This is a genomic window from Streptomyces sp. NPDC096193, assembly GCF_040302905.1.
Classification (GTDB): Bacteria; Actinomycetota; Actinomycetes; order Streptomycetales; family Streptomycetaceae; genus Streptomyces.
In genome coordinates this window covers 169,051-183,598 of sequence record NZ_JBEOSJ010000004.1, presented here as the reverse complement: position 1 = coordinate 183,598, position 14,548 = coordinate 169,051, and the positions used below count along the sequence as shown (strand labels likewise).

Sequence of the window (14,548 nt, the reverse complement as noted above, 5' to 3'; positions counted from 1 at the left end):
GCCGCCCACGCACCCCTCCCCGGCGACCCGCCGCACCTGCACGGCTGTGGCCTGAACGGCCTGGACATGCAGCGCCCGGGGCGCGTTCCGCTTCATGCGGCCCGGTCGTCGAAGGCGCCAAGCATGTCCAACAGAGGCTGTGGAGCACGTCGTTGAAGATGACATCGAGGCCTTCCGCGGACTGGCGGGCCGTCTGTTCGCCGCGAGGGAAGAGGATGTCCTCGTACGAGTGGAGTGCCCTCTCGACATCGTGCGGATGCGCGGCCGGACAGCGCCCCAGGTCCGTGCCGTCGATCATGGCAAGGCTGGCTCCTTCGCCGGGCGAACGGTGACATCGGATGAGCCGAGTCGCCGAGCAGGGTCACTCCCGGCACCCGCTCCCATCGGTGGCCGACGGGCAGGGCATGGATCAGCCGCGGGACCAGGGAGCCTTCCGCATCGGCGACCAACTGCCGCAGCGGAGCCGATGCTCGTCACGAACAAGTCCGTCGGGTGCCGCGCGGGGGTGGCAGGTCCTGAGGCCGCGCGACGGCGTCAGGCGTCGGCCGCCGCCCGCCGGATCGCGGCGAGTGCGCGCCTCACGTCGTCGTCGGTCGTCGACCAGTTGCTCACCGAGATCCGCACGACGCGTCGGCCGTGCCAGGTGGAGCCGCTGATCCACGCCGTGCCGTCGTCGAGCAGCCGGGCGAGCACCCGTTCCGTACGCTCGTCACCGCCGAACTCCGCGCAGACCTGGGTGAACACCACGTCGTTGAGCACCGTCGCGCCGTCCATCCCCGCGATACCGGCGGCGAACGCCGAGGCATGCCGGCACAGCCGCTCGACCAGGTCGGCCGCCCCCGACCGGCCGAGGGACCTGAGTGCGGCCCACACGGTGAAGGCTCTGCCGCGCCGGGAGAGCTCGGGGACCTTGTCGCTCGGGTCGCCGCGCTCGTGCAGGATGAGGTAGTCGCCATGCAGACCCATCGCCGTCCGGAGCGCGAACGGGTCGCGCACGATGGCGAGCCCGCAGTCGTAGGGGACGTTCAGGGTCTTGTGGGCGTCCGTCGCCCAGGAATCCGCGTCCACGCAGCCCGCCGTCAGATGTGCGTACGCGGGGGAGGCCGCCGCCCACAGCCCGAACGCGCCGTCGATGTGTACCCATGCACCCGCCTCGCGTGCCGCACGGATCGACTCGACGAACGGATCGAAGGCGCCGGAGTGGATGTCTCCGGCCTGGAGGATCACGATCGTGGGGCCCTTCCCGCCGGTCGCCAGGGTGCTCCGCAGGGCCGCGGGCCCGATGCGCCCCTGATCGTCCGCCGCCACCGGTTCGGGCTGTCCGAGGCCCAGGTAGCGCAGCGCCAGGTCGATCGACATGTGGCGGTTCGACCCGGCGACGACGCGCACGGCCGGCCCACCCGCGAGTCCGTCCCGGGCCACGTCCCTGCCGGCCTGCCGCAGCACCGCATCGCGCCCGGCGGCCAGGCACGTGAAGTTCGCCATCGTGGCGCCCGTGGTGAAGCCGACGGCGCACTCACCGGGCAGGCCGAGCAGATCGAGCAACCAGGCGCTCGCGATGTCCTCGACGGCCGTGTACGCGGGAGAGACGGCGGACATCACGGCGTTCTGGTCCCAGGCGCTGACCAGCCAGTCCGCGGCCAGCGCAGCCGGTTCGGCGCCGCCGACCACGAAGCCGTAGAAGCGGCCGCTGGGAAACGCGGTGAGTCCCGGATCACAGGCCGTGGCCAGCAGGTCGACAACGTCGGCGGGTGCACTGGGACCGTCGGGCAGTTCGGCACCGAGCGCGCTCACGATCTCGTCCACCGAAGCCCGGGCGGGAACCCGGCGGTCGGACAGGCTCGCCAGCCAGCGGACGGCATGGCCGTACGCCTGGTGGAGCGCCGTCTCGCGCGGGTCCATACCTCGGACTATGGGACAGTCGCCGGGGCCACGCAAGCGCAGTCGCGAGCGGACACCGAAGGGGTCGACTCGGCGTCGAGACGGGTCAACAGAGTGCCCGCGCCCACACATCGACCGGGCCGCGACCGGGTCGGTCGACCGAGCATCTCGGACGGAGCGCTCGTACCCCGCCTCACCGACATCGCCGCACGGCCGCGCGGACGCACACGTCGTCTTCGACCCGACCGCACCCGTCGGCGAGGAACGCGCTGTCCGCGGCACCACGAGGTGCGCACCGCCGGGCGGATCCGGTCCCGGCAAAGGCAGCCACATCCGGCACGCTTCTTCACGCGCGCACTCGAGGTGCGTTGTCGGGCCGGGTGATCACGGTATGGCTAACGTGATGACCCATGAGTACCTGGTTGCCGCTTTCCGCGGTCCCACGACTTGCCTGCGCGGTGGTCGTCGGAGCGGTGACCGGCCTGATCGTGGGATTCTCGACCGGTCCGCTGCTCGGAATTCTCTCCGGAATCGCCGCCACGGAGACGGTCTTCGTGGTGATGGGCTGGATCGTGTTGTGGCCGATGAACGCCAAGGCCACGCAGGCCAACGCCCAACGCGAGGACTTTCAGCCCGCGGTCGATGAATTCGTCGTCGTCGGGGTCGCCCTGTGCGGGCTGGTCGCCATTGTGCTGTTGCTCCTTCTGGGCAAGTCCGACTCCGGCCAAGCCGCTGCGGCGACCGCACTCGCCGGCGTTTTCATGGCCTGGGCGGCGCTCCATCTGATGTACACCACGCGCTATGCGTTCATCTACTACCTACCGCCCGCAGGCGGAATCGACTTCAACTCCGAACGCCCGCCGGCATACAGAGACTTCCTGTACTTCAGTTACAACCTCGGCATGACCTACCAGGTCTCCGACACCGACGTCTCGAGTTCGAAGATCCGGTCCATCGTGCTGCGGCATGCACTGCTCTCGTACGTCTTCGGAACCAGCATCCTGGCGACGACCATCAACCTGGTGACCGGCATCGTCACCGGCTGACCCCGGTGGCCGCGACGTGTGCCGTCGCGGCCGCACGCCCCCGGGCACCGGCCCGCCCCGCGCAGGTGACAGTCACTCCACTCGGACCGCGGTGGGCTCCAGACGGACCACGATGCCCTTGGCGGTCGGCTGGTTGCTGGTCCGGGCCACGCTGTCGAGCGGCAACAGGACATTGGTCTCGGGGTAGTACGCGGCGGCGCAGCCAGGAGTCGTCGGGTAGGGGACGACCACGAAGTCCTCCGCCCGTCGCTCGGCGTTGTCCGGCCACACGCTCACCAGATCGACGTGCTGGCCCTTCGTCAGACCCAGCTGGGACACGTCCTGCGGGCTGACCAGGACCACGCGGCGGCTGCCGTGGATGCCCCGGTAGCGGTCGTTGTTGGTGTACGGGATGGTGTTCCACTGGTCGTGGGAGCGCAGGGTCTGGAGCAGCAGATGTCCCTCGGGCGCGTGTGACATCTCCCAGTCGTTGCAGGTGAACATGGCCTTGCCGACGGTCGTGGGGAAGACACCCTCGTTGACCGGATTCGGCAGTCTGATGCCTCCGGGCCGGGAGACCCGGCGGTTGAAGTCGTGCAGCCCCGGCACGATGCCGGAGATCCGGTCGCGAATCGTCCCGTAGTCGGCCTCGAACTGCTTCCACGGAATGCCGGCCTTGCCGTCCAGCGTCCGCATGGCCAGCCGGCAGAGGATGGCGACCTCGCTGAGAAGGATCGGGGACGCCGGCTCCAGGCGCCCCTGGGAGGTGTGGACCTCGCTCATCGAGTTCTCCACCGTCACGAACTGATGGCCGGTGGCCTGGATGTCCTGCTCGGTGCGGCCGAGGGCCGGCAGGATGAGAGCGGTCCCGCCGCAGACCGTATGGGACCGGTTGAGCTTCGTGGAGATGTGGGCGGTCAGGCGGCACTGCCGCATGGCATCCTCGGTGACGTCACTGTCCGGAGCGGCCCGGACGAAGTTCCCCGCCACGCCGAGGAATACCTTGATCCGGCCTTCGCGCATGGCTCTGATCGAGTTCACCGAGTCGAGCCCGTGGGCCCGCGGCGGTTCGAACCCGAACTCCTGCTCCAGCGCGTCGAGGAAGGAGTCGGGCATCTGCTCCCAGATGCCCATCGTGCGATCGCCCTGGACGTTGCTGTGTCCGCGTACGGGACAGGCACCCGCTCCGGCCTTGCCGAGGTTGCCGCGCACCATCAGGAAGTTCACGATCTCCCTGATGGTGGGGACGGCGTGGGTCTGCTGCGTGATCCCCATGGCCCAGCAGACGATGACGCGTTCGCTGTTCAGAACCGCGTCCCGGACGTCGTAGATCTCTTCCCGGGTCAGTCCGGTGGCGGTGAGGACGTCGTCCCAGGCGATGGTTCTGGCGTGGCGGTAGAACTCCTCGAAGCCGCTGGTACTGGAGCGGATGAAGTCCTGGTCGAGCACTGTGCCCGGCCGTGCGTCCTCCGCCTCCAGCAGGAGCCGGTTCAGGCACTGGAACAGTGCGAGATCGCCTCCGCTGCGGATGTGCAGGAACTGATCGGCGATCTGGACACCGCGTCCGATCACACCGCGGGCCTTCTGCGGGTTCTTGAACGCCAGCAGTCCGGCTTCGGGCAGGGTGTTCACCGCGATGATGCGGGCGCCGTTGCCCTTGGCCTCCTCCAGCGCGGAGAGCTGCCGTGGATGGTTCGTCCCGGGGTTCTGTCCCACCAGAAAGATCAGGTCGGCGTGATGGAGGTCCTCCAGGCTCACCGTCCCCTTGCCGGTGCCGAGGGTCTCGTGAAGAGCAAAGCCGCTGGACTCGTGGCACATGTTGCTGCAGTCCGGCAGGTTGTTGGTGCCGAAGACCCTGGCGAAGAGCTGCAGGAGGAAAGCGGCCTCGTTGCTGACCCGGCCGGATGTGTAGAAGACCGCCTCGTCGGGTGAGTGCAGCGCCTTCAGCTCATCGGCGAGCAGGCCGAACGCGTCGTGCCAGCTGATCGGCTCGTAGTAGTCCGAATCGGGCCGCTTGACCATCGGCTCGGTGAGCCTGCCCTGCTGGTTGAGCCACAGATCGGACCGCCGGCCCAGTTCGGAGACCGGATGCCTGCGGAAGAAGTCGGCGGTGATGCGCCGGGTCGTCGCCTCGTCGTTGATGTGCTTGGCACCGTTCTCGCAGTACTCGTTGAGATGCCGGTGTCCGGGGGTGGGATCCGCCCAGGCGCAGCCGGGGCAGTCGATGCCCCCCACCTGATTCATGGTCAGCAGCGTCACTCCGGTACGTCTGACCGACGTCTCCTCGAGGGAGTACTCCAGGGCATGGGTCACGGCGGGCACTCCCGCCGCCCATGTCTTCGGAGGGGTGACGGTCAGTCGCTTGTCCGGCTCTTCACCGGGGGGCTTCTTCATCGAGCTCGCTCTCTCGCTCTCCAGCGGACGGATCAGCCGACAGGCCAGTGCGGAACCCGGCTTCGGGGCGGCTCCGGTTCCGCGGGTTCGACGCGTCCGTTGCGGATGACTCCCCGCCAGGCCCCGCCCTCCTGGCCCAGCCCCTCGATGAACGCCTTGAAGCGACCGAGTTCGGATCGGAGCACACGCCTGGTGCACCCGGAGGCGGAGGTGTGGAGGCGCGCTGCCCTCTCCGGCCCCGTATGGATGCGTACGACGACCGTGGTACGGCCCGGTGCGGTGGCGCGGAACGACACCTCACCCCGATGGCTGAAGCCGCGACCGAGGGTCTGCCACACCAGGTGGGAGTCCGGCAGTTGCTCCACGATCTCCGCGTCGAACTCGCGGCGCACCGGACCGAGCCCGACGACCCAGCGGGTGAGGGTGGGCCGGACCTGTTCGACGCTCTTCACCGTGGACATGAACCGCGGGAAGCTCTTGAACTGGGTCCACTGGTTGTAGGCGGTACGAACCGGCACGCCGACGTCGATCGTCTCTTCAACGGTAGTCATGGCTCACCTGTCTCAGGCACTGATGCACTCAGTGTCACCGCCTGGGCGACAGATCGCCATCTGAGTCGCGGAGCGTGACGGTTGGCTCCCGGCGGAGCGCGGCGGAACAATCGGCACGCCACGCCCGGGCCGGGCGATCGGCATGGCCGTCGGTGCCCCGCTCATGGCCGCGCCGGCTCGCACCCGGCCCGTCCGGTACAGCCTCCTCGGGTCCGTCCTTGTGTGCCTGGCCCGTTCGCGGGTGCTTCCACCTCGACCTGTGCCGTACGGGTCGAGGTGGGCACCTGCTGGGCCGCGCGGGATCCTCTTCCCCAACGCGGGCCCGCCGCACACAATCGGTGTGGCGTTGCCCCCAGGCGACGTCAACAGGTCTGATCGCGTGGTGAGTTGCCGCCCAGGAGCGGCTTCGGCGACAGCGTGACGACGCGCCCGGATGTGCGAAAGGTCGATGGAATTGTCCACATCCGCAACCCGCTATCGGGACTTGATGGCTCGTAAGCCATTGCGGTGGGGCCTGGTCGTACTGGCGAGCAAGACCCCGGTGGCCATGGCACCCCTGGCCCTCGTGTTTCTGACCCGGCAGAGCCCGTACGGCTACACCTTCGGCGCGCTCCTCGCCTCGGTGTACGTCCTGGGAGAGGTGGTCGGGGCGCCTCTGCTCGGGGCCCGTCTGAGCCGGGGCCGTATGCGGCGGCAACTGTCGTTCGGGCTGATGGCGGGGGCGAGTGCTTTCGGTGCGCTGCCGCTCGCGGTCTCCGCCCCGCCCGCCGTGCTGATCGGTCTCGCCTTCGTGGCCGGCGTGGCTCCGGCAGCCTGCCCCGGAGGTGTGCGAGCGATGCTGACCCGTCTGGTAGCCGACCACGCGGTGCCCCGCGCACTGAGTGCCGAGGCCATGCTGACGCAGGTCGTCTGGGCCGCGGCCGCCGGGCCTGGTGGTCCTCCTGGCTCTCCAGGTGCACCCGGGGGCCCCGCTGACGGTGGTCGCGCTGCTCGCCGCCGGCGCGTCGATCCTGCTGCTCCGGCTCCCGGAACCGCGGGAGCCCGAGTCTGCCGGACCGCCGAGCGGGCCGATGGCGGCGACCCTGCTCACCGGCTGGCCCGTCTACCTCACCAGCGCGGCCTCCATGTCGATGCTGGCCACCGCGGAACTGGTCCTGCCGGCTCTTCTGGAGGAGCGGCACATCGCGGTGGGGTGGGCGGGGCCGCTGCTCGCCGGTTTCGCACTGGCCGGCGCGGCGGGCGCGTTCTGCTACGGCCTGCGGACCTGGCCGGGCTCGGTACGGACCCAGAGTCTGGTGTTCCTCGTCGTCACCTCGGGGTGCCTCGGTCTGGTCACCGTGCTCCCCGGTGTGACAGGCATCGCCGCAGGCCTTCTGCTGACGGGGGTCTTCCAGGCAGGAGTCATGGTCGCCCGCATGCTCAGCCTCCGGGAACGCCTACCTCAGCACGCGCATGCTGCCGCCTACTCCGTCATGTACGCGGTCGGCGGTGTGGGCTACAGCCTCGCCGCGTCCCTTTCCGCCGTGGTGTTGGACCTGGCGAACGCCTCGGTCGCTATTCTCGGCGGCGTCACTGTCACCCTCCTCATCACCGGCGTCAGCGCCCTGGCCGAACGCCGTCGCCTCGTGCCCCGCATCCGGCAGCCGGGCCGAGCCATGGGCCCGCACTGAGGTGAACCGCGGACCGGTCTCGTGCCGATGGCGGCCGCAGCCCCGGCGTGTACGACAGAGGTCCGCCTCCGTCGTAGGCTGCACCACGCACGTGATGGAACTGGAGGCTGACATGGCCGTGACGACGCCGACCGAGACGACGGTGGCCGAGGTGATGGCCGAGCTGGCCGCCCTCGACGACCCCAAGGCACGGGCGGTGAACGAGCGGCACGGTGATGATCACGGCGTGAATCTCGGCAAGCTGCGCGCGCTCGCGAAGCGGCTGAAGACGCAGCAGGAACTCTCGTGCCGTCTCTGGGAGACGGGTGACACCGCGGCGAGACTGCTGGCTCTCCTGATCTGCCGCCCGAAGGCGTTCGACCGTGACGCGTTGGACGCGATGCTGCGCGAGGCGCGCACTCCCAAGGTGCACGACTGGCTCGTGAACTATGTGGTCAAGAAGAACCCGCACTCCGAGGACCTGCGTCAGGCGTGGTTCGCCGATCCGGATCCCATGGTCACGAGCGCCGGCTGGGCGCTGACCACCGAACGCGTCGCGAAGAAGCCCGAGGGCCTCGACCTCGCGGGACTCCTCGATGTCATCGAGGCGGGGATGAAGGACGCCCCGGCTCGTCTCCAGTGGGCGATGAACCACTGCCTGGCCCAGATCGGCATCGAGCACGCCGACTACCGCACCCGCGCGCTCGACATCGGTGAGCGCTTGGAGGTGCTCAAGGACTACCCGACGTCCCCGGGCTGCACGTCTCCGTTCGCGCCCATCTGGATCACCGAGATGGTGCGCAGGCAGAGGGCCGAGTAGGCGGCTCACGGTCACGTCCGGCCGCACCCGACACCAGCGGGTGTGAGGGAATCACGTCGCACCATGCGCTCGGCGGTTGCCGGGGAGTACGGCGCGCTGCTGGGCCCGTCGAGCCGCCGCCCGGACCGTACCCCCTCGACCCCGCTCACCGGCCGGCGAAGGTCCCTCCTGTTCCCTTTGCGTCACTTGGCGGGTTAGTGTCCCTGCGTAAGGATCAAGGGCAGGGGTGGGACACATGCATGCAGACGAACCAGCGCGCCGGGGACGCCCGCCGGGCGGGCAGACGGACGCGGACGGTTTGACGAGCAGGCAGGCCGCCGTGGTGAACTTCATCGAGCAGACCGTGGCCCGCAAGGGATATCCGCCGTCGATGCGCGAGATCGGCGAAGCGGTGGACCTCAAGTCGACCTCGTCGGTCGCGCATCAGCTGATGACGCTGGAACGCAAGGGCTTCGTCGAGCGTGACCCCCACCGCCCCCGCGCCTACCGGGTCCGCCGACGCCTCAGCTCCGACACCGGCCTCACGCCCGCGCCGCCCCGCACACAGGGGCACACGGCCGATGTGCCGCTTCTGGGACGCATCGCCGCCGGCCCCCCGATCCTCGCCGACGAATCCGTCGAGGACGTCCTGACCCTGCCGAGGCGACTGGTCGGCGAGGGCGAGCTGTTCGCGCTGACCGTGGTCGGCGACAGCATGATCGACGCGGCGATCCGCGACGGCGACATCGTCACCGTCCGCCGCCAGCAGACCGCCGACCACGGTGACACGGTGGCGGCCCTCCTCGACGGCGAAGCAACCGTGAAGCGCCTCCACCGCGAAGCGGGCGAAGTCTGGCTGATGCCGGCGAACCCGGCCTACCAGCCGCTGCGCGGCGACCAGGCACGGATCCTCGGCAAGGTAGTGGCACTCATGCGGCGCTTGTGAGGTCGCCGAGTGTTGGGGGCACGGACGGGGCGCCTCTGGTGATCCGCCACGCCGCCTCAGCGGTGGAGTGAGGGCGCAACCGGCAGCTGGTCGCAATCCGCCGCGCTACCGGACCGGACCGCACTCGTCGATCACGACCGTCGGCTCCGACAGGAAGACGTCCCGGTCGACGGTGCCGTAGGCGATGTTGAACGTGTCGAGCCAGTACGACCAGTCCCGGATGCCCAGGGCACTGGTGAACCTGTAGTTCAACTGCCACCGGACCCACTGGCCGTGGTACAGCCGAACCGCCGGCGGTCGGCGCCGGCGAGGTGGCAACCCGAAGAGTGGCTCCACGCGTGCGAGCACCCGGAGCCGATCTCCTTCGTCCCGCAGGCTGATGTCGATGTCGCGGAGAGCCTTCTGGCTCGCACCCGGCTCGAATTCGTCATCCTCGGCCATGCGGACAACGTGGGCGAACCCAGCGGGCAGTTGGGGCAACGAGAAGCCCGCCTGGGCCGCGTTCCTGCGGGCAGCGGCCTCCCCGCCCCGGGACTGTTTCGTCCAGGACGTCCTGATCCACTGCACCGTGATCTCCACTGCACCCGCCCCTCACCGGGAGCCTACGGTCGGTCCCCCCGGGCGTCACCCGAGTTCCCCCGCATCTTCCTCGCCGGTCGCAGGGTTGCCGCGATCACTCCCCGAGCGGTCGCCGGTGCGGTCCACCGGCGGGGGGCGCGGCAGCGAACCGTGCACCGGATGCGCAGTGGGTCAGTCGGGCAGCGGAATGCGGATGACGGGGTCGAAGGGGCGCTTGTTGAAGCCGCCGCGCACATTCCGGCAGTTCGGTGCCGTGCACATGAAGAACCCCCCGACGTGCCTCAGGCTCGTGCGTTCCTTGAGCCAGGTCTTTTCCCGGCCGGTCAGCGGGCGATGCGGTTCGTCGGAGTCGCAGGTGTAGCAGAACTTCGTGTTGCGCGGCACGACACCTCCTGAGCAGGACGGGCCAAGGTGCCAGCATATGCGGATATGCGAGTGTCATGCCGTCTTAGGAACCGATTGTGCGACCGAATGCCTGCGAGTGACGGACCTGACCGGCTGCGCTTGTCGTAGGGAAGAGCGGGGGCGTGGGCGACGATGTGCCGGCCGCCCTGACCTGCTTCCGCGAGCGCCTGCATCCCGGGGCGGGATCACCCTCCTGCGTCACGGGGAGGGCGTCGCGCTCGGTGTCGGCCGGGCCGGAACCACCGGGAGGTTGTACACGTGGTTCGGCGTCACGATGCTGGTGATCGCCTGGCCGAGGAGGGTGCTCGGCTCCTCCTCGTTGTGCACGACGTCCGTGTTGAGCAGCACCACCAGCGTGGCCTCGGCCTCGGGCAGATACATGGTCAGGGACTCGTACCCGGGCAGGGAACCGTTGTGCCCGATCCACCCCTGCACGTTGAAGATGCCCAGGCCGTAGGAGGCGCCGGGGACGGTCGTCGGGGCGGTGTCGAGACGTTGTGCCTGGGTCGCGGGCTTGAGCAGGCTGCCCGTGGCGAGGATGCGCGCCCATGAGCGCAGGTCCTGGAGGTTGGAGATCACCGCTCCCGCGGCCCAGGCCCACGAGGGGTCCCAGTCCGTCGAGTTCGCGATCTTGCCGTCGGGAGTCTGGTTCGTATAGCCCTGCGCGTGCGGATTCGGGAACGTGGCGTCGGTCGCGAGGAAGGTGTTGCGCAGCCTGGCGGGCCGCGTGATGTTCTGTGAGATGAAGTCCTGAAGCGGCATTCCGCTCGTCTTCTCCACGACGAGACCCAGCAGGATCAGATTGGTGTTGCTGTACTGGAACTCCGCGCCCGGCTGAAAGTTCACCGGGTGCTTGAAGCCGTAGTCCAGCAACTGCTGTGGTGTGAAGGGCTTCCGGGGGTCGGTGAGGAAGGCTTTGACGAAGTCGTCGTCCATCGTGTAGTTGAACAAGCCGCTCCGCATGCCCGCCAGTTGACGCAGAGTGATCCGGTTGCCGTTGGGGACGCCGGCGATGTACTTGTCGATGGTGTCGTCCAGCCCGACCTTGCCCTGGTCGACCAGTTGCAGCAGGGCAGTCACCGTGAACGTCTTGCTCTCGCTGCCGATCCGCATGTTCATGTCGGCTTCCATGGGCGCGCCGGTGCTCTTGTCCGCGACACCGAAGGTCCGCAGGTAAGTCCCCTTGTCGGGCGCCGACACGGCCACCGTCACACCAGGTATCGCCGCTTCGCGCATCACCTGCTGGATGGCCGTGTCCAGGCGCGCGGAGACGGACGCGTCGAGGTTCGGGAATGTGGCGCCCGGGGAGGGCGATACCGAGCCGGAGGGGTCCGGGGTGGGCGCACCGTACGCGCCTCCGGCCGTTACCGGTATGACCAGCGCCGCCCCTACGGCCACAGCTACGCACGCCTTGCGCCAACTCTTCGGTGAACTCACCACGGCGAGCCTCCTGCCATCCGATGGCGACAGTCACGTTCAGGCTAGAGCCGTCCTTGGAGTCCCGCGCGGCGGCACCGACTTGCGGTCCGGGCGCGGACGGGGTAGAGGATCGGACCGGGTGGGATCGACAGAGCTCTTGGCGGGCGGGGCCTCTTCTCGCCGTGCGCGGCGGTGTATTCGGCGGCGAGCCACGGGGCCAGATCGTCCATGAGCGTGCTGTCGGCGTCCGTGACGGCTCCGGCGGCGCGGGTGCGCCGCCGTTGCAGCGCGAGGGCGAGGTCGCCGTTCGTCTCGCGGGCGAGCAGGGACGTGGAACGATAGCGGGATAGTTGTTGAGCGAGGTCGTGGGCCGGCCCTCGTCCGCTCATGACGCCACTCCGCCCCTTCAACGGCGTGCGGCCGAGCAAGGCCGGGCGTACCTCCCGAATGGTGGTGAGCCCGCGACACAGCGCGGATGCGGGTGCCGCCCGTGCTCCGTAGGCTCGTAGGAGGCATCACCGTCGACACAGTGGACGTGAGGCCCTACATGACCACGCCGCGAACCCTGCTGATCGTCGCCATGGACAGCGCCACCAGCGGACCTGTGGAATCGGGCGACCTGTCCCTCGCTCTCGCCGGGGCCGAGCTGATCGACCTTCTGGATGCCCAGGCCATCGGGCTGGACGACGATCGGATCGTTCCCGGGACCGAGCCGGCACCGGCCGACCGTCTCCTGGCCGAGGCCGCCGACTCACTCGTCTGGGACGAGCCGTACGAGTCGGTCGGCGACTGGCTGTGGCGCAGAGGCAAGGGCCTCGCCGTTGCCTACACGGCCGCCCTCGAGGACGACGGACTGGTGACAAGGCCGCGCAGCCGCAGTCACCCCTTCCGGGGCGGTCCGCCGGTGGTGGCCACATCGCCCGCTCGCACCGAGGCGATGGAGCGCTGGGGGTCGCGTGAGCCCGTCCTCGCAACCCTCGCGGAATCCATCGGAGTGCGTGGCGAGCAGGGCAGCGATTCTCCGGAGGTCACCGACGACTCCGTGGCGACAGTGCTCGCCGGGGTCAACGACGCACTGGTCGAACTTGAGGCCGTACGGCAACGACGGAACATCGAAGAGGCCGCCTTCGACAACGTCTGGCGCGGCCTGGAATGACGTCCGGCGCGCCACGCGGTCAGCCGGCGTCCTGCTGACGGCAGGGCCCATCGATCACGCGGTGTGGGGCCGTCCCCGTGAGCCCCGCCCCCGGGCAATCGAGCGGCCCCTCAAACCTGCGCATCCGACTTCCAGTCCTGCGTGAGGAGCCCGAGCAGCACCTCGTCCAGGAACTCGCCCATCACCCAGGCCGAGGAGCGCAGCACGCCCTCGCGGACGAAGCCGTTGCGCTCGGCGGAGCGCAGCATCGCGACGTTGTCCGACAGCGTCTCGATCTGCAGTCGGTGCAGTCCGCGCACGACGAAACCGTAGTGGCACAGCACCGCGACGACGTCCGTGCCGTAACCCTTGCCCCGGGAGGACGGCAGCAGCCCCAACCCGATGTGCGCGAACCGGTTGTGGTTGTCGATGCCCCACAACACCGCGGTGCCGACCAGGGCGCCGCCGTCCAGCTCCACCACGGAGAACGGGACGTGTCCCTCCTCCTTGTCGTCCACAACGAGCCGCGAGTCCTTCGTGCCGGGAGTGATCGGCCGCCACGGCCTGCCCTCGGAGCGGGAGGCGTTGACCACGTCGTCGTAGAGCTCGGCCCGCAGGATCGGGATGTCGTCCTCGTGCCGGGCCCTGAGCCCGACCTTGCTGCCGCTGAGCATGCACGCTTCCTATCCGACGGCCTCGGCCTGCGGCAAACGAATAAGCCCTCGGTGCGGCGGGTCCGCCCCTCAGGAGCGGAGCACGGGGTCGGTGACACCTCCGGGGCAGGCACGGCGGTCGATGTCCCAGTCGGCGAGCTCGGCGGCGGACCGGTAGACGCACTCGTAGAAGTCGAGAACGGTGTCCCGCGGGTTCGGGCTGTTGCGGACGTCCTCGTAGTCCAGCGTGGCCAGATGACTGCCACCTCGTTCCACCCACTGTGCGGCCTCCGGACGAAGAGGTCGCTCGCCGAGCCCGCCGGGCTCGGGTGCCGCGTAGGAGTAGAAGGCAGGCTGGGGGAACGTGTCGTCGCCGAACCAGAAGCCGGAGCTGATGACTTCACGCGAGTACGCCTCACGGGTCACCGGGTCGACACTCGCCGGCTGGTCGATGACACGGTCGGAGAACCGGGTGACAGCGATGTCGAAGGTGTGCCAGAAGTGGTGGACCGGGCTGACCTTCCCGGAGAATCCGGCGGAGAACTCCTCCAGCAGCAGATTGACCTGGCTGAGCACCTGCCAGTAGCGGTTGATCCAGAACGGGTCGTACGCGGCGTGCTCCGTGTCGTCGGCGAACGCCCGGCCGGCGTCGGGCAGGTCGAAGGGGTGGGGGAGCGCGATGGTTGCCGCCGCACCCACCGCGCGCAGGGCGTCGAGCGTCTCGCGGTAGAACGACGCCACGGACTGCCCGACGAGCGGGAACGAAGCGGTCAGGCCGTCGAGCGAGTGCGCCGTCAGCCGGTGGTCGACGAAGTCGAAGTCGATCGTGAAGATGGACGTGCCGTACGCCCCACCCATGGGGCGGGTCGTGATGCCCCGCCCCGTCAGATGGAACGGAACGTTCCACCAGTGGTTGCGCCGTACGCTCCCCGCCAGCCGGATCTTGCCGACGATCTGGGTGAACCGGTGCAGTGTCTCTTTGGAGTCTTTCCACTCCGACAGTGGAAGTGCGGGAAACAGGTCCACGGTGTGCCCTTACGCTCGTTGTGCTGCGCCGCTGCACGGCTCGGTCGGTCGATGGGTGGTCCTACGTCAGCGGCGCCGCAGCGCCT

14 protein-coding genes and 1 pseudogene are annotated in these 14,548 nt (G+C 69.2%); 5 read left to right on the top strand and 10 right to left on the bottom strand.

Annotation, left to right across the window (positions count from 1 at the left end; translation table 11 throughout):
* Positions 1 to 92 precede the first annotated feature (92 nt).
* Both ABTX78_RS08610 and ABTX78_RS08605 read right to left on the bottom strand, forming a co-directional pair.
* Positions 93 to 458: pseudogene (locus tag ABTX78_RS08610) on the bottom strand (FAD-dependent oxidoreductase); the annotation flags it as partial.
* Between the two features lie 76 nt (positions 459 to 534).
* Positions 535 to 1,902, bottom strand: a complete 1,368-nt coding sequence (locus ABTX78_RS08605; RefSeq protein ID WP_352206051.1) for a pyridoxal phosphate-dependent decarboxylase family protein — start codon at positions 1,900 to 1,902, stop codon at positions 535 to 537.
* A gap of 389 nt (positions 1,903 to 2,291) precedes the next feature.
* Here ABTX78_RS08605 and ABTX78_RS08600 point away from each other — a divergent pair, with 389 nt between their 5' ends.
* Entirely contained in the window at positions 2,292 to 2,927 is a 636-nt protein-coding gene (locus tag ABTX78_RS08600; protein ID WP_352206050.1) for a DUF1345 domain-containing protein, read from the top strand.
* Between the two features lie 72 nt (positions 2,928 to 2,999).
* On the opposite strand, the gene ABTX78_RS08595 is transcribed toward ABTX78_RS08600, so the two are convergent.
* The gene (locus tag ABTX78_RS08595; protein ID WP_352206049.1) at positions 3,000 to 5,300 is read right to left on the bottom strand and encodes an FdhF/YdeP family oxidoreductase; all 2,301 of its coding nucleotides are present in this window, start codon (positions 5,298 to 5,300) and stop codon (positions 3,000 to 3,002) included.
* Between the two features lie 32 nt (positions 5,301 to 5,332).
* Positions 5,333 to 5,851 (bottom strand): SRPBCC family protein, encoded by a 519-nt coding sequence (locus ABTX78_RS08590; RefSeq protein WP_352206048.1) that lies wholly within the window; start codon positions 5,849 to 5,851, stop codon positions 5,333 to 5,335.
* 932 nt (positions 5,852 to 6,783) lie between these two features.
* On the opposite strand from ABTX78_RS08590, the gene ABTX78_RS08585 reads away from it, so the two are divergent.
* The 3 genes from ABTX78_RS08585 to lexA all read left to right on the top strand — a co-directional run bounded on the left by ABTX78_RS08585 (position 6,784) and on the right by lexA (position 9,245).
* On the top strand, positions 6,784 to 7,521 hold the full coding sequence (locus ABTX78_RS08585) for an MFS transporter (RefSeq protein WP_352206047.1): 738 nt from the start codon (positions 6,784 to 6,786) through the stop codon (positions 7,519 to 7,521).
* Between the two features lie 112 nt (positions 7,522 to 7,633).
* A complete protein-coding gene (locus tag ABTX78_RS08580; protein WP_352206287.1) occupies positions 7,634 to 8,320 on the top strand; it encodes a DNA alkylation repair protein in 687 nt (228 codons plus the stop codon).
* A 235-nt stretch (positions 8,321 to 8,555) separates the two neighbouring features.
* On the top strand, positions 8,556 to 9,245 hold the full coding sequence (gene lexA / locus ABTX78_RS08575; protein WP_352206046.1) for a transcriptional repressor LexA: 690 nt from the start codon (positions 8,556 to 8,558) through the stop codon (positions 9,243 to 9,245).
* Positions 9,246 to 9,350: 105 nt separating this feature from the next.
* Here lexA and ABTX78_RS08570 read toward each other — a convergent pair whose 3' ends face one another.
* The 4 genes from ABTX78_RS08570 to ABTX78_RS08555 form a co-directional block, all read right to left on the bottom strand.
* A complete protein-coding gene (locus ABTX78_RS08570) occupies positions 9,351 to 9,824 on the bottom strand; it encodes a hypothetical protein (protein ID WP_502993810.1) in 474 nt (157 codons plus the stop codon).
* A 171-nt stretch (positions 9,825 to 9,995) separates the two neighbouring features.
* A complete protein-coding gene (locus ABTX78_RS08565; RefSeq protein ID WP_352206044.1) occupies positions 9,996 to 10,208 on the bottom strand; it encodes a hypothetical protein in 213 nt (70 codons plus the stop codon).
* Positions 10,209 to 10,427: 219 nt separating this feature from the next.
* Entirely contained in the window at positions 10,428 to 11,666 is a 1,239-nt protein-coding gene (locus ABTX78_RS08560; protein ID WP_352206043.1) for a serine hydrolase domain-containing protein, read from the bottom strand.
* 44 nt (positions 11,667 to 11,710) lie between these two features.
* The gene (locus tag ABTX78_RS08555) at positions 11,711 to 12,037 is read right to left on the bottom strand and encodes a hypothetical protein (protein WP_502993808.1); all 327 of its coding nucleotides are present in this window, start codon (positions 12,035 to 12,037) and stop codon (positions 11,711 to 11,713) included.
* Between the two features lie 158 nt (positions 12,038 to 12,195).
* Here ABTX78_RS08555 and ABTX78_RS08550 point away from each other — a divergent pair, with 158 nt between their 5' ends.
* Entirely contained in the window at positions 12,196 to 12,804 is a 609-nt protein-coding gene (locus ABTX78_RS08550; RefSeq protein WP_352206042.1) for a GOLPH3/VPS74 family protein, read from the top strand.
* Positions 12,805 to 12,914: 110 nt separating this feature from the next.
* On the opposite strand, the gene ABTX78_RS08545 is transcribed toward ABTX78_RS08550, so the two are convergent.
* Together ABTX78_RS08545 and ABTX78_RS08540 are read right to left on the bottom strand one after the other, a co-directional pair.
* Entirely contained in the window at positions 12,915 to 13,457 is a 543-nt protein-coding gene (locus ABTX78_RS08545) for a GNAT family N-acetyltransferase (protein ID WP_352206041.1), read from the bottom strand.
* 69 nt (positions 13,458 to 13,526) lie between these two features.
* Positions 13,527 to 14,462, bottom strand: coding sequence for a DUF5996 family protein (locus tag ABTX78_RS08540; protein WP_352206040.1), 936 nt, complete (start codon positions 14,460 to 14,462; stop codon positions 13,527 to 13,529).
* Positions 14,463 to 14,548: the final 86 nt, after the last annotated feature.

Coding starts and splice junctions, on each gene's coding strand:
- ABTX78_RS08590 (WP_352206048.1), bottom strand. CDS start 5,851: ATGACTACCGTTGAAGAGACGATCGACGTCGGCGTGCCGGTTCGTACC.
- ABTX78_RS08600 (WP_352206050.1), top strand. CDS start 2,292: ATGAGTACCTGGTTGCCGCTTTCCGCGGTCCCACGACTTGCCTGCGCG.
- ABTX78_RS08580 (WP_352206287.1), top strand. CDS start 7,634: ATGGCCGTGACGACGCCGACCGAGACGACGGTGGCCGAGGTGATGGCC.
- ABTX78_RS08550 (WP_352206042.1), top strand. CDS start 12,196: ATGACCACGCCGCGAACCCTGCTGATCGTCGCCATGGACAGCGCCACC.
- lexA (WP_352206046.1), top strand. CDS start 8,556: ATGCATGCAGACGAACCAGCGCGCCGGGGACGCCCGCCGGGCGGGCAG.
- ABTX78_RS08605 (WP_352206051.1), bottom strand. CDS start 1,902: ATGGACCCGCGCGAGACGGCGCTCCACCAGGCGTACGGCCATGCCGTC.
- ABTX78_RS08545 (WP_352206041.1), bottom strand. CDS start 13,457: ATGCTCAGCGGCAGCAAGGTCGGGCTCAGGGCCCGGCACGAGGACGAC.
- ABTX78_RS08555 (WP_502993808.1), bottom strand. CDS start 12,037: ATGAGCGGACGAGGGCCGGCCCACGACCTCGCTCAACAACTATCCCGC.
- ABTX78_RS08595 (WP_352206049.1), bottom strand. CDS start 5,300: ATGAAGAAGCCCCCCGGTGAAGAGCCGGACAAGCGACTGACCGTCACC.